Genomic DNA, 13,687 nt, shown 5'->3' with positions numbered 1-13,687 from the left:
TGTCCCAGCGTGCGGACCGGGTACAGCAGCAGGTTGCGGGGCGTGAGCCGCTGCCACTCGTTGATCGCCTCGACCGGGGGTGGCGGCAGGTCGTAGGCCTGGCCGCTGGGTGGGGGCATGTGCGGCTCGTGCGCAGGAGGCGCCTCGTCCGGCTGCGAGCGCGGCCACTCGCTCACGTCGCGTCGCCCTCGGTCCGGCTCGTGATCTCCGTGAGGTCGGCCACCACGCGTCTGGCGACGTCGAAGTTGAGGCAGTCGATGGTGATGGGCCCGGCGGCCGACGCGGTCGTCACCGTGATCGAGGCCAGGTGGAACGCGCGCATCAGCGGGCCCCGGGTGGAGTCGACGGTCTGCACGCGCGACAGGGGGGCGATGCGCTGCTCCCGGTTGAGCCAGCCCGAGCGGGTGTACACGGCGGTGTCGGTGACCTCCCAGCGGTGCACGCGGTAGCGCCACTGGGGCACGACGGCGAGCTCGACAACGCTGATCGCCACGAGGGTGACGGCGATGGGCCCGGCCCAGATCTTCCAGTCGTCGGGGATGACGAACACGTACACCCCGGTCACGACCAGCCACTGGACCACGGCGCCGATGAGTGACTTCACCGCCCAGTAGCGGATCGCCTCGGGGGCGACGTGATGGGCTGGCTCGCGCAGGCGGGGGTCGGCGACGCCGTCGGGGGCCGGGGAGGCCTCCGCTGTGGTGACAGGGCTCGCGAGTTCGCTCACTCCTCCATCATCGCAGCGCGCCGGCGGCCTCGGCCCTGGCCTCTCGACCCGGTTCGCTACGCGAGGGTGGCCACCATCAGCGCCTTGATGGTGTGCAGCCGGTTCTCCGCCTGGTCGAAGACGATGCTCGCCTGCGACTCGAACACCTCGTCGGTCACCTCGAGGCCGCTGGCCAGGTGTGGGTACTGCTCGACCAGCGACTCCCCGATGGTGGTGTCCGCGTTGTGGAAGGCGGGCAGGCAGTGCATGAAGCGCGCGTCGGGGTTGAGCGTCGCCGCCATGAGCTCGGCGTTGACCTGGTAAGGCAGCAGCGCGTCGATGCGCTCGGCCCAGGCGCTCACCGGCTCACCCATCGACACCCAGATGTCGGTGTGGACGAAGTCCGCGCCGCGCACGGCCTCCTCGGGGTCCTCGGTGACGGTGATGCGGGCGCCGGTCTCCTCGGCGATGGCCTCGCACTGCTCGACGAGCTCGTCGGTCGGCTGCAGCATCGGTGAGCGTGGGGCGGCGATGCGCACGTCCATGCCCAGCTTGGCCCCGACGAGAAGCAGCGAGTTGCCGGTGTTGTTGCGGGCGTCGCCGAGGTAGGCGAAGGCGACGTCGGTCAGCGCCTTGGTCGTGTGCTCGGCCATGGTCATCACGTCGGCGAGCATCTGGGTGGGGTGCCAGTCGTCGGTGAGGCCGTTGTAGACCGGCACCCCGGCGAAGGTGGCGAGCGCCTCGACGGTGCTCTGGGCGGACCCGCGGTACTGGATCGCGTCGAACATCCGGCCCAGCACGCGGGCGGTGTCGGGGATCGACTCCTTGTGCCCGATCTGCGTGGAAGCAGGGTCGAGATAGGTGGTGCTCGCCCCTTGGTCCGCCGCCGCCACCTCGAACGCGCACCGGGTGCGGGTCGAGGTCTTCTCGAAGATCAGCGCCACCGACCTGCCGCGCAACATCGGCTGCTCGACCCCGGATCGCTTGGCCTCCTTCAGCTCACGGGCCAGGTCGACCAGCGACATGATCTCGTGGGGCGCGTGGTGCTGCAGCGAGAGCAGACTGCGACCCCGCAGATCGGTCGGCATGGGGGGACCTCCTGAGGAACGGACGAGCGTCGGCGCCGAGCCTAGACGCTGAGGCCGGCTCGCACTGACCGGTCGGCTGGTTGTCACCAGGGGCACGACGCGTCGGACTGACCATGATGGCCAGCAGGATGACCGTGCCGCCGGCCAGCTGGGCGAGGGTGGGCGGTTCGGCGAGGAGCACCCAGGCGATCAAGAAGACCGTCGGCAGCTCCAGACTCGCGGCCGCTGCCGCGCGCGCGGAGCCGACCACGGGTGCCCCCACGACGAACAACATCATCGGTAGCAGGGACGTCAGCAAGCCGATGCCGATCGCGAGCAGCCAGGTCCGAGCATCGGCGGGGATGACTGCATCCAGCGGTTGCGCTACAACCAGGGGAACCAGCCCCACGAAGGCGCCCAGGCTCGTCGCCGCGATCGTCTCGACCGGTTGGAGTGCGTGCACCCGGTCGCTCATGACCGCCACGACCAAGCCGAACGTGACCGGAGCCGCGACTGCGAGCAGGACTACCCAGCCGCCGACTCCGGCATCCGAAGGGCCGACCGCGATGAAGGCTCCGGTCAGCACCAGAGCCGCTCCCGCCACTGCTCGGCTCGCGGGGCGCCCTCCCGAGATGAGCCAGGTCGCCAGCAGCGTGAACGCGGGGTAGGTCATGTAGATCGTCGCGACCAGGGGGACGGGGAGCCGCTCGATGGCCAGGACGTAGCCGACCCAGCCGAGCCCCAGCGCGAGCCCGGCGACGAACGCCCAGGCCGAGTCCACTCTCTTGCGGTCCGTGAGCGCGATCCTGCGACCGGTGATGAGGACGGTGGCCGCGAAGCGGAAGAAGACGACTGCGGCCGCCGAGAGGCCGGCCTCGGTCAGGGAGCGGGCGAAGAACGCGATCGACGCGGCGGAGACGCCGGAGGTGACCAAGAGCGCGGTGGCGGTGCTGGGGCTGACTGCGGAGGATGCCCCCGTCAAGGATGTTACGTAACGCACGTTGCGCATCGTGCCAGTTCGATCCCTTTACGCGCAACGTGCGTTTCGTATCATGGCCCCCATGCCTCGAATCGTCGACCACGAGCAACGCCGCGCCCAGATCGTCCGGGCCACGCGCAGGGTGCTCGCCCGCGACGGGGTGGATGGCGCGACGATGCGCAACATCGCGAAGCAGGCCTGGTGCACGACCGGTCGCATCACGCACTACTTCGCCGACAAGGACGAGCTGATGATCGCCGTGCTCCGTTCTATCCACGGCAGCAGCCGACGACGCATCGAGCGTGCCCTGCAGAACGACCAGGACGACCTGGGGCGCGTCATCGAAGCCACTCTGCCGCTGGACGACGAGCGCCGGGAAGAGTGGGTCGGGTGGGTGAGCTTCTGGGCGCAGGCGGCGCGCAGCGACGCGCTCCAGGCGGAGCTGAGCGAGCGCTACACCGACTGGACGGAGCTGTTGGCCGTGCTCCTGGGGACCGAGACCGGCGACCCCGCCGTCACCATGCTGGTCGCGTTGATCGACGGGGTCGGCACGCGGATCGCCCTCGACCCGGACGGGATCCCCGATGCTGACCACGTCGTGTCGGCCATCGTCGCGACCGTGACGGTCGGCGCGGCGCACACCTGACCGCGGTGGAGCCTCCCGGCTCCTGCGTGCTGGCAGGGTGGGGTCATGGACGTGCAGCCGGAGCCGGGTAGCAGCCCCGTGAACGGCCGCCCCGCGGTGGTGCTGCGTAGTCCGCGACGAGGTTGGCATGTGCTCGCCTTCACCACCCTGACCGTGCTGTCCCTGACGCTGACGTGGCTGTCGTGGAGCTACTTCGACCTCCCCGCCCTCGCGGTGCTGGTCGTTCTCGTAGCTCCGTGGAGCGCGCTGCTCGCGCTGGTGGCCCTCAACCAGCGGTGGGTCGTCGACGAGGACGGTCTGCGTATGCGCTCTTTCGGCGTCACCCTCGCCTCGGTGTCGTGGGCGGGCATCCACGACTTCAGGCGCGACTCCGTGGATGAGCGCAACGGCCTCGTCCAGTTCGACATTGCCCCGGGCCACTCCTGGGGCCGAGGCAAGACCGTCCGCATGACGTGCACGGACGCGCAGTTCATGGAGCTGTACCGGTTGCGAGGCCGCCAGAGCGCCCGGTAGCTGCGGGCGCCATGGGCGAAAAGCAGGTGCGATGAGGCAGGCCCGTGGCGCAGACTCGACGGGTGGAGATCGTCGTTCGTGACGCACACGCCTCGGATCTGCCGTTTTTGACGGAGATAGCGACCGCGGCTGCCTTCTGGGATGCGGATGACACATCCGGGCTCGAGCACGAGCTGCTGCAGCGACCGGATCTGGCGCACTACATCGTGGGGTGGCCACTGCCGGGCGACGTCGGCGTGATCGCGCAGGCCGACCAGCCGATCGGCGCGGCCTGGTTCCGATACTTCACGGCCGCCGACCCCGGCTACGGCTTCGTCGAGCCCACCATCCCGGAGGTGGCGATCGCGGTCGCCGCGCCATGGCGGGGGCAAGGCGTGGGGTCCCGCCTGCTCACCACGCTCATCGCCGCGGCGGGTCAGGCCGGGGTACCGGCGCTCAGCCTCAGCGTCGACCTCGACAACCCAGCACGTCGCCTCTACGAGCGTTCGGGCTTCGTCCCGCTCGAGGAGAAAGAGGGCGCGGTCGTGATGCTCCTGCGCCTCTGAGGCGTCGCGCACGATCACCTCGAGCCGAGCGTTCCTCGGGGCAGTGTGCCGCCGAGGGGGTCAGGTCCCGCAGAACGTGCGGTAGGGGCCGAAGTCGGCCGGCGCGGGCTCGGCGTACCGCTCGAGGCCGGGGCGCTCACGGTAGGGATCGGTGACCGCGTCCAACAGCCGCGTCAGCGGGCCGAGGTCGCCGTCGGTCCCGGCAGCGAGCGCTTCCTCGACGAGGTGGTTCCGAGGAACGTAGACGGGGTTGACCCGGTCCATCGTGTCGGCGTCCGGCTGCAGCTCGAGCCAACGCTGCACCCAGGCGTCGAACCCCGTCATGTTCTCGACGATGCTGCGCGTGGGCTCCGCGTCGCCGCGCACCACCCCGCTCAGCCCGCGGAAGAACGACGTGTAGTCGGCGCGCTGCTGCTGCAGGAGGGTCACCAGGTCGTCGACCAGAGGATCCGCGTCCTTCGCGCTCACCGTGTCTGGCAGCCCCAGCTTGGCCCGCATGCCGGTGGCCCAGGCCGAGGAGTACGTCGTAGGGAACCGGGCCAGCGAGGTCGTAGCCAGCTCGACCGCCTGCTCCTGATCGTGATGCAGCAGGGGCAGCAGAGTTTCGGCGAGGCGAGCGAGGTTCCACTGGGCGATGTGCGGCTGCGCGCCGTAGGCGTAGCGACCGCCGGTGTCGATCGAGCTGTAGACCGTCGCCGGGTCGAAGGCTTCCATGAAGGCGCACGGCCCGTAGTCAATGGTCTCCCCCGAGATCGTCATGTTGTCGGTGTTCATCACACCGTGCACGAACCCAACCAGCATCCACCGGGCGAGGAGCTCCGCCTGGCTCGCGGCCACGTCGTCGAGCAGCTGCAGGTAGGGGTTGTCGGCGCCTGCCGCGTGCGGGTAGTGGCGGGCGATCGCGTGGTCGGCGAGCCGGCGCAGGAGGTCGGTGTCGCCGGTGGCCCGCGCGTACTGGAAGGTGCCCACCCGCAGATGGCTCGACGCGACGCGAGCGAGCACGGCGCCGGGCAGCCGGGTCTCGCGGTATACCGAGCGCCCGGTGCCGACCACCGCCAGCGCACGCGTGGTCGGGATGCCCAAGGCGTGCATCGCCTCGCTGACGATGTACTCCCGCAGCATCGGGCCGACCGCGGCGAGCCCGTCACCGCCGCGGGCAAAGGGCGTTTGGCCTGACCCCTTCAGGTGGACGTCCCGACGGCGACCCGCGTCGTCCACCACCTCGCCGAGCAGGAGCGCCCGCCCATCCCCCAGGCGCGGGGAGTACCCGCCGAACTGATGCCCGGCGTAGGCCTGGGCGACCGGGGTCGCGCCGTCGGGGACCGAGCGCCCGGTCAGCAGGGCCACACCGTCCGGGCTACGCAGCCAGGTGGAGTCGAAGCCCAGGTCGCTCGCGAGGGGCTCGTTCAGCACGAGCAGGTGGGGGTCGGGCGTCTCCTCGGCCTGCCACGGCAGGGAGAGCTCAGCCAGCTCCCGGCTGAACTGGTTGTCGAAGGAGACGGTCGGTCGAGACGCAACACTCACTCATCGAGCGTAGGTCAGGGGCCGCGGCCAGGCAGGGCGGGTCGGGCCGAGCCTGTGCTGTCGACGCACTGCGGGCCACACTGTTCGGCATGGAGCTCGCCATCCGTGTCGCACACGCCTCGGACCTGACCTTTTTGACGCAGATGGCCACCGAGGCCGCGTTCTGGGACTCGGGTGACGCGTCGGCACGGGTGGAGGAGCTGTTGGCTGCACCCGATCTGGCGCACTACGTCGTGGGGTGGCCGCTGCCCGGCGACGTCGGCGTGGTGGCGGAGGCCGGCGAGCCGGTGGGTGCGGCGTGGTTCCGGTACTTCTCGGCCGAGGACCCGGGCTACGGCTTCGTCGACCCGGCGATCCCGGAGGTCGCCATCGGTGTCGTACCGCAGTGGAGAGGTCATGGGGTGGGAGCGCGACTGCTCGCCGCGCTCATCGCATCGGCGGGGAAGGCCGACGTGCCCGCGCTGAGCCTCAGCGTGGAGCTCGACAACCCAGCACGCCGCCTCTACGAGCGGTGCGACTTCGTCCCGGTCGAGGTGGCCGAGGGCGCCGTCACCATGCTGCTGCGCCTGTGAGGCACGATGGACAGATGAGCGAGTCGCGACCCCCGACCGCAGAGGCCCTCGACCTGCAGCCTCACCCCGAAGGCGGCTGGTTCCGCCAGACCTGGGCGGCGACGGAGGTCGTCGCGCTGCCGGACGGGCGCCGCCGGCCCACCGCCACGCTGATCTACTTCTTCCTGCCGGCCGGTGCGGCCTCGGCTTGGCACCGCGTCGCCTCCGACGAGACGTGGCTGGCCCACGAGGGCAGGGTGCTGCTCGAGCTGGGCGGCGACGGCCCACATCCCGCGGACGACGGAATCGAACAGCTCAGCGTCGGGCTCGACCGCTCGGCCGGCGACGTCGCGCAGGCCTTGGTGCCGGCCGGTGTCTGGCAGCGCACGGTGCCGACCGAAGGCGACGCGCTGGCCAGCTGCCTGGTCTCCCCCGGCTTCGACTTCGACGACTTCGAGCTCGCCGACTGACGACGCCGCCGTGCTCTCGCGAGAGGAGTCGAGGCGGGCGCCGCGTCGCTCAGCCGGTGCGGTCGAGGATGAGTCGGGTCGCTTCCTGCGGTGCGTCCCACTGCGGGAAGTGGCCGCACCGCTCGAACCAACGCAGCACCGCGTCGGGGAACAGCTCGGTCGCCCGCGCGGCCTGTTTCGGCACCGTCACCAGGTCACGACGCCCCCACCCGATCGTGACGCGGCCGGGCACGGTGCCTGCCGGGGCTCCCTGTTGCTTGGGCCCCTTGGTCAAGGCATCCAGGGCAGCGCCCGTCGAGGGGGAGTCGGCCAGCCCGCGCACATCCGGCAGCACCGTCTCCCGCGAGAGCGCCCAGGGCCGCGCCGACAGCTGGGCCAGCAGCATGGTCCTGCCCACCGAGGTGCCGAGCAGAGCCGGCAGCCGGCCTCGCAGCACTCGGACCAGCGCGATCGACGGCCGCAGCGTGGCGCCGAAGGCCAGAAGCTCGCGGTCGCTCCAGAAGCCGCCCGGGTCCAACGCCACGGTGTCGCCACCGACGCCCCGCCGGGCGAGCTCGAGCACCATCCGGCCACCCATCGACTGGCCTACGGTCGAGACCCCGTCCAGACCCTGCTCGCGGATGAAGTCTGCGACGGAGTCGGTCAGGGAGGCGATCGAGACCTCACCCGCCAGCGGCGGCGTCTGGCCAAACCCCGGCAGGTCGACCGCAATGACCTCACGGCTCTGCGCCAGCTCGTCCAGGATCGGGGACCAGGACTGCCACCCGGCGCCCAGACCGTGCACCAGCAACAGCGGGCTGCCGCTTCCACGCCGTTCATGGTTCAACGTCACCCCAGGGACGCTAGCCCACACGCAGGTTCGGGGCCGCGGCGCGGTCGTACACACCACGACAGGAGGAGGGTGCTCACGAGGTGAGCAGGCCGGAGACCCGCTGGAACATCTGCTGCTCACGCCCGCGAACAGCCTGGTCAACTACGCTCTCGACCCCGAGCGGCACCCCGAGCTGCAGCTGGCCGGGTGGGGGTTCGGCGCGTGGAGCGAGCACCTCCTCAAGCCGGACGAGCCGCTCATCTACCGCCGGCAGATAGCCGCGTTCTACGACGACAACCTCGAGCGTATCGTCCCGAGCCTGCGCGCGAGCACGATGCTCGCTCACGTCCGGGCGGCGACCTACGACGCGAAGGTCTGGGCCGGAGTGGTCGATGACAATCATCACCGCACGCCGGAGAAGTAGGTGTCTCTTCAGCCGCGGGCCATCACGGCTGCAGTGCACCTGTCTCACCTGGAGCTTCGAGAAGTCGTCCCAAGAGCCTTGACCGCTATGGACGCCTGCTCGTCCCGATGGGTACGTCGCCGATCAGCAGATCAGGCGGGCTGTCGGACGGACGAGAAGAACTCGGTGAACGCCTCGGCGAGCACCTCCGGGTGGGTCAGGGGCCCGGCATGACCTGCGCCCGGGACCTCGCGCAACCGAGCGTCGGGGACTCGGTCGGTCACAGCCTGCGCCCCAGCGGTGAAGAGTCGCTTGGTGTCCGATCCGAGCAGCACCAGCACCGGAGGGGAGACCGCGCGAAAGAAGGCGGGGTCGGCGAGGGGGTCTCCCCGCTCTTTCAGGCTCTGAAAATGGGCGAGCAGGTTCGGGACGTACGGCGCCGCAGCCTCGAGGTAGCCGATGCCCTCCATCCTCGCGATCTCGTCGTCCGTGAAGGGGAAGACGGCGAAGGCGCGCGCCGCGTCCTCCAGCTTGCCCTCGGACGCCAGCTCTGCTGTACGACCGATGACACCGCCAATCATGGCCTGCTCGCGTTCGTCGGCCTGGCTGATCATTCCTGGCTCGAACACGGCCACGGCCTCCACGGCGTCCGACTTCCCCGCCGCCCCCAGTGCAAATGGGGCAGACCAGCCCACGAGGCCGGCAGGTTCGCCGAGGCTGTGCACGTAGGTGAGGAAGTCGTCGACGATACGACCGAAGCTGAGATCGGGGTGCTCGCTGCTCAGGCCCCGCCCTCGCATGCTCGGCAGATGACACGTGAACCGGTCGGCCATGTGCTCGACCACCGGGTGCCAGTCGAGGTCACCATCGCCGATGGACCCTTGCAGGAAGACCAGCGGCGGCCCGTGGCCGTGCACGGTCCCGCCGATCGTGACGCCGTCGGTCGTGGTGACGTAGTGCGTGCGCTGAGTGCTCATGAGCCGACTCCTCGGGTCTGGTGTGGTCATGTCTGCAACGATCGTTCAGCGGACGTCGGAGAACATCACCCGGTCGGGTACGTCTCGTCGGTCATGGGTGGTACGACAGGTCGCGGCGGGCCGCTTGTGCGACGAGGTCGGCACGCCCGTCGACGCCCAGCCTGGCGTAGACGTGGGTCAGGTGCTTCTTGACGGTGTTGACGGAGATGAACAGGCGTTGACCGATGTCGGCGTTGGTCCGGCCCTCGGCGACCAGCCGCACGACGTCCCGCTCGACGGGAGTCAGCGACGCCCAGCCGGTCTTCGGGCGTTGACGCTCACCCCGCCCCCGGCGTGCATAGGCGATGGCCTCGCCGAGCGACATCTCGCCCCCAGCCTCCCAGCTGGCAGCTGCGCCGGAAGAGTCCAGCGCCGCCCGCGCCCGGGTGCAGGCCCGAGCGACGTCGTCGGCCTGGAGGGGGAAGCGGACGATGCCGGCCTCGGCGTGGAAGCGCTCCGAGGACGCGAGCAGGCGCAGCGCTCGCTCCGGTTCGCCGAGGGCGACGGTCAGGTCGGCGACCACGTCCAGCGCCGCCGCGGCGCCGACACGGTCGCCGTAGTCGGCCAGGATCTCCAAGCTGTCGTGAGCCTGCTCCCACGCGCGCTCGACGTGCTCGTCGTCCCGGTTCAGCTCCGCGAGGCCCAGCAGCGACCGACCCAGCGCCTGCGGGAGCCGTGGGTTGGTCGACAGGGACCGGCTGGCCTCCAGGTGCTCTCGCGCGTCGTCGTCGCGCTGCTGGCTTCGTGCGACCAAGCCGAGGAGCCATTCCCCCTCGGACTCGTCCGCACGGCCGCCGCCCTCGCGGCCTGTGTGCACGATCCACGTCGCCGTGGCCCGAGCAGCCTCCAGGTCGCCGGAGGTGTAGGCAGACAGAGCCGACCAGCGGCGAAACCACATCCCGTAATGGGTTCGTTCGAGGGCCGGTCCCAGCGCTGCCTGTGACTCGGACAACAGGTCCCGCGCACGGTCGCGCTCGCCCTGCAGGACAGCCACTGCCGCCAAACCGGTCAGCCCGGCCGACTCCCACCCGGGACGATGCAGACGCCGGCTGAGGTCGACGGCCGCTGTGGCATGTCGGCGTACCTGTTCCAGCCGGCCAGACCACACCAGCCACCCCAGGGCACCCCCGTGGGCGGCCGGAAGGTGGAACGTGAGGTCGTTGGCCTCGCAGACCTCCACGTCCCGGCGGAACAGGTCGTACCCGGCGTCGATCGAGCGGCTGTGCAGGAGGGCTGCCCCGGTGAACTGCAGGACATGAGCATGGGTGGCAGCGTCCCGGCACTCCTCGACGAGCCTCAACGCCTGCTCAACGTCATCGTCAACCTGCTCGTTGGGCGCCAGTCCACTGAGGACACCGGCCAGAGCACGTTGGGCCAGTGCGACCGCAAGGGCACCGTCGACGGCAGTCGTCCGCGCAGCAGTGACCGCCTGGGTCGCCGACCGATGAAAACTCGCCGGCTCGACGATGGCCAAGGTTGCTGCGGCGTTCAACCCCCGCGCGCGCTCGTGAGCAGGGGCGCCCGGCTTCTCGGCCGCCTTCTGGAGTCGGCTGTGTACCTCTCGGGACAACCCGCACTCGAGCCAGAAGCGGACGACCGGTTCAATGATGCCCACCAGCGACGGCAGGTCTGCGGACTCGGCAGCCCAGTCCATCGCGGCGCGAAGGTCATCGAGATCCGCGGTCAGCCGCGCCACCCAGGGCTCAGGCTGTCCAGCGATGAGACCGGCTCCGGCCCGGCGGGCCAGGTCGACATGAAACTCCAGATGGCGTGTGCGCACCCGTGCCGGGTCATCCAGATCGGACAGTCGCTGCCGCGCGTACACCCGGATCGTCTCCAGCAGCCGGTAGCGGGCCCTCCCGCGGCGCTCGACCACCTGCACCAACGACTGCTCGACCAGCCCCGCGACCAGATCGAGCGCGTCATCGCGGTCGATCCCCTCGCCTGCCACCACGTCGATGGCGGCGTCCAGCTCGAACGAAGCGGCGAACACCGACAGCCTCGCCAACGCCAGCCGCTGCACGTCATCCAGCAGCTGGTAGCTCCAGGCCAGAGACGCTTCCAGAGTCCGCTGCCGTGCTGGCGCCCCCCGGGGCCCACCGGTCAGCAGGCCGAACCGGTCGGCCAGTCCGGCCAGGATCTGGCTCGGCGCCAGCACCCGCACCCGCGCCGCAGCCAGCTCGATCGCCAACGGAATCCCATCGAGACGCCGGCAGATCTCGCCGACCTCCGCAGCGTTGTCGTCACCGATGCGAAAGTCTGCCGACACCTGCTGGGCCCGCACCTCGAACAGCCGCACCGACTCGGTAGCCGCCGGCGTGCTGGCGGATTCGCTAGCGGCGTCGGGCACTGGCAGGCCGGCGACCTCGAACGTCGCCTCGCCCTCGACCACCAGCGGCACCCGGCTGGTGGCCAGCACATGCAACCGGGGACATCTCCACGACAGCTCACGAACCAGCCTCGCGCACGCCTCCACCAGGTGTTCACAGTTGTCGAGTACGACGAGCAGATGCCGTGCCTGCAGCTGCTCGGCCAGCGCCTCGGGAAGTGCCTGTCCGGCCCGCTCGCGGACGCCCACCGCCCCGCCAAGGGCCGCTGGGACCAGCCGGGGCTCACTCACGCCCTGCAAGTCCACCCACACCGCTCCGCGGGCGAACCGCGGTGCCACGTCTCCGGCGACCTTCATCGCCAGTCGCGTCTTGCCGCAACCCCCCGGGCCGGTCAACGTCACGACCCGAGCATCCATGACCAGCGCGGCGACCTTCGCACGCTCGACCTCGCGGCCGATGAACGCCGCGACACCCACCGGCGGTCTGTGCTGCCTCTCCATGGACCTCACCCAGACCTGATCCTACGGAAAGCCGATGTCGGCCTGTGAGGATTCGGTCCAGATCCCGGCAAGGCGGGTGGGTGGAGGATAGGGCCATGTTCATCGTGAGAGTTGCCGCTCGTGCCAAGGACGGGGCGCAGGAGCAGTTCCTGCAGGTGCTACGCGAGCAGATCGAGGAGGTCCCCCGGAGGTACCCGCTCTGCCACACATACCGGGCGTGCGTCGATGCGGTAGACCCCCAGGCCGTTCTCGTCTACGAGGTGTGGGTCAGCCGTGAGGCATACGTCGAGTTCTCCCGCTCCGACTATGTCGCCCAGGTCATGTCGCAGCTGAGCCCGCTGATGAGCGAACAAGATGCTGCGTTCTACGAGGCAGAACCCGCCGAGCTGCCGTTGGCATGACCCGGTCAGGGGGCGAGCAGCTCGTTGATCGCCTCGGCGACGACGTCGGGATGATCCTCGGGGGTGAAGTGACTGCCACCGGGGATGTGCCGCACCTCCGTCCCGAGGTCGGCGGCCAGACGTTCGCCGAAGCCGATCTTCTGGAACGGGTCGGCCGCACCCCACACGACCCGCGCCGGCAGGCCGAGGTCGGGAAGCCGGTCGGCGACCGAGCGAGTGTCGCGGGCATCGAGCGCCGTCAGCTGCGCCATCAGTGACTGGGCCGCGCCGTTCGCGGAGTAGTACCGCCAGTGCACGGCGAACGACTCCTTGGCCTTCGCTTCGGTGTCGTGGCCGCGGCGCATCAGCTGCGCGAAGGACCCTCGCACGAAGGGGGCGGGAAGGTGCCTCAGGACGGGGGCCAGCCGCGCCGACACCTTGGCACTGGGCACCGGCCAGGAGTCGTAGCAGACCGCGTTGGTGAGCACGAGCCCCGAGAACCGCTGGGGGGCGTGGACGGCGGCGATCTGAGCGACCCCGCCGCCGATGTCGTGGCCGACCAGGACCGGTCTCTCCAGGCCCTGGGTGTCCAGCCAGGCCAGCAGACGATCGGCCTGCGCGGCGACAGCGAGGTCCAGTCCCGCGCCCTCGGCGATGCTGGAGCCGTACCCCGCCATCTCCCAGGCCAGGCTGCGACCACGCACGAGGGGCATCACGTGCCGCCAGAGCTGGGCAGAGGTCGGGATGCCGTGGACGAGCACCACGGGTCGTCCCGACCCGTGCTCGATCCAGCGAGTGCTCAGCCCGTCGTTCGTCGAGACTCGGGTCTGCATGGCGTCCTCTCTCGCCGGCCCTGCCCGCGCAGAGCCGGGGTAGAGCACCAAGAGTGGCAGATCCGTCGCGACCCTCGCCTGGCGGCGGTAGGAAGCACGTTGGCGCATGGGGACAGATCCGGTGACGTGCGCCCAGGATGCCGTGCCCTCCGAGGCAGAGCCCGAAGTCTGGTCGACTCCGTCGGGCACTGGGAGCGTGCCACAACGGGATCGTGTGACGAGACGATCAGACCGACTGACACAGGCGCCGCTCGGCGAGGCGGCGGCCTCGATCGATCGAGCCCGGGTCGAGACTCAACGCCAACGTGTTCTGCGTGCCTTCGTAGATCAGGAGCAGGTCCTCCGTGAGCTCAGCTGGGTCGGTGGCGCCGGTGGCCCTGCAGAGCTCGGTGAGGCGGGCTCTGAGGTGGTCT

16 protein-coding genes are annotated in these 13,687 nt (G+C 70.3%); 6 read left to right on the top strand and 10 right to left on the bottom strand.

All coding sequences use genetic code 11. The features are described 5' to 3' along the window. Positions 1-172 precede the first annotated feature (172 nt). The 3 genes from VJ976_RS02435 to VJ976_RS02425 are packed head-to-tail and all read right to left on the bottom strand — an operon-like array spanning position 173 to position 2,782. A complete protein-coding gene (locus VJ976_RS02435; RefSeq protein ID WP_324098516.1) occupies positions 173-727 on the bottom strand; it encodes a PH domain-containing protein in 555 nt (184 codons plus the stop codon). A 56-nt stretch (positions 728-783) separates the two neighbouring features. Further along, positions 784-1,794, bottom strand: coding sequence for an ornithine carbamoyltransferase (gene argF, locus VJ976_RS02430; protein ID WP_324098514.1), 1,011 nt, complete (start codon positions 1,792-1,794; stop codon positions 784-786). Then, entirely contained in the window at positions 1,706-2,782 is a 1,077-nt protein-coding gene (locus VJ976_RS02425; protein ID WP_324098512.1) for a DMT family transporter, read from the bottom strand. Before VJ976_RS02425 ends, argF begins: the two co-directional genes overlap by 89 nt. Positions 2,783-2,834: 52 nt before the next feature. Here VJ976_RS02425 and VJ976_RS02420 point away from each other — a divergent pair, with 52 nt between their 5' ends. The 3 genes from VJ976_RS02420 to VJ976_RS02410 all read left to right on the top strand — a co-directional run bounded on the left by VJ976_RS02420 (position 2,835) and on the right by VJ976_RS02410 (position 4,456). Next, positions 2,835-3,398: a TetR/AcrR family transcriptional regulator gene (locus tag VJ976_RS02420; RefSeq protein WP_324098510.1), complete on the top strand. Its 564-nt coding sequence runs from the start codon at positions 2,835-2,837 to the stop codon at positions 3,396-3,398. Between the two features lie 45 nt (positions 3,399-3,443). Beyond that, positions 3,444-3,911 (top strand): hypothetical protein, encoded by a 468-nt coding sequence (locus tag VJ976_RS02415; RefSeq protein WP_324098508.1) that lies wholly within the window; start codon positions 3,444-3,446, stop codon positions 3,909-3,911. 62 nt (positions 3,912-3,973) lie between these two features. Continuing rightward, positions 3,974-4,456 carry a GNAT family N-acetyltransferase gene (locus tag VJ976_RS02410; RefSeq protein ID WP_324098506.1) on the top strand — a complete coding sequence of 161 codons (483 nt, stop codon included), beginning with the start codon at positions 3,974-3,976 and terminating at the stop codon, positions 4,454-4,456. A gap of 60 nt (positions 4,457-4,516) precedes the next feature. On the opposite strand, the gene VJ976_RS02405 is transcribed toward VJ976_RS02410, so the two are convergent. Continuing rightward, positions 4,517-5,980, bottom strand: coding sequence for a protein adenylyltransferase SelO (locus VJ976_RS02405; RefSeq protein ID WP_324098505.1), 1,464 nt, complete (start codon positions 5,978-5,980; stop codon positions 4,517-4,519). A gap of 89 nt (positions 5,981-6,069) precedes the next feature. Here VJ976_RS02405 and VJ976_RS02400 point away from each other — a divergent pair, with 89 nt between their 5' ends. Together VJ976_RS02400 and VJ976_RS02395 are read left to right on the top strand one after the other, a co-directional pair. Continuing rightward, entirely contained in the window at positions 6,070-6,552 is a 483-nt protein-coding gene (locus tag VJ976_RS02400) for a GNAT family N-acetyltransferase (RefSeq protein ID WP_324098503.1), read from the top strand. Positions 6,553-6,566: 14 nt separating this feature from the next. After that, positions 6,567-7,001: a cupin domain-containing protein gene (locus VJ976_RS02395; RefSeq protein ID WP_324098501.1), complete on the top strand. Its 435-nt coding sequence runs from the start codon at positions 6,567-6,569 to the stop codon at positions 6,999-7,001. Between the two features lie 49 nt (positions 7,002-7,050). Here VJ976_RS02395 and VJ976_RS02390 read toward each other — a convergent pair whose 3' ends face one another. The 4 genes from VJ976_RS02390 to VJ976_RS02375 form a co-directional block, all read right to left on the bottom strand. Beyond that, positions 7,051-7,833 carry an alpha/beta fold hydrolase gene (locus VJ976_RS02390; protein ID WP_324098499.1) on the bottom strand — a complete coding sequence of 261 codons (783 nt, stop codon included), beginning with the start codon at positions 7,831-7,833 and terminating at the stop codon, positions 7,051-7,053. Positions 7,834-7,906: 73 nt separating this feature from the next. After that, positions 7,907-8,215 carry a hypothetical protein gene (locus VJ976_RS02385; protein ID WP_324098498.1) on the bottom strand — a complete coding sequence of 103 codons (309 nt, stop codon included), beginning with the start codon at positions 8,213-8,215 and terminating at the stop codon, positions 7,907-7,909. 152 nt (positions 8,216-8,367) lie between these two features. Beyond that, a complete protein-coding gene (locus VJ976_RS02380) occupies positions 8,368-9,192 on the bottom strand; it encodes an alpha/beta hydrolase (RefSeq protein WP_324098497.1) in 825 nt (274 codons plus the stop codon). Between the two features lie 91 nt (positions 9,193-9,283). Beyond that, on the bottom strand, positions 9,284-12,061 hold the full coding sequence (locus VJ976_RS02375; RefSeq protein ID WP_324098495.1) for a LuxR C-terminal-related transcriptional regulator: 2,778 nt from the start codon (positions 12,059-12,061) through the stop codon (positions 9,284-9,286). 95 nt (positions 12,062-12,156) lie between these two features. Here VJ976_RS02375 and VJ976_RS02370 point away from each other — a divergent pair, with 95 nt between their 5' ends. After that, positions 12,157-12,462, top strand: coding sequence for a putative quinol monooxygenase (locus tag VJ976_RS02370; protein ID WP_324098494.1), 306 nt, complete (start codon positions 12,157-12,159; stop codon positions 12,460-12,462). Between the two features lie 5 nt (positions 12,463-12,467). On the opposite strand, the gene VJ976_RS02365 is transcribed toward VJ976_RS02370, so the two are convergent. Next, the gene (locus VJ976_RS02365) at positions 12,468-13,274 is read right to left on the bottom strand and encodes an alpha/beta fold hydrolase (protein ID WP_324098492.1); all 807 of its coding nucleotides are present in this window, start codon (positions 13,272-13,274) and stop codon (positions 12,468-12,470) included. Between the two features lie 226 nt (positions 13,275-13,500). Next, positions 13,501-13,687 (bottom strand): hypothetical protein (locus VJ976_RS02360; RefSeq protein ID WP_324098491.1); only part of this gene is annotated, 187 nt, incomplete at its 5' end.

The organism is Ornithinimicrobium sp. (assembly GCF_035267225.1).
Lineage (GTDB): Bacteria > Actinomycetota > Actinomycetes > Actinomycetales > Dermatophilaceae > Ornithinicoccus.
This window is presented reverse-complemented; position numbering and strand designations above follow the sequence as displayed.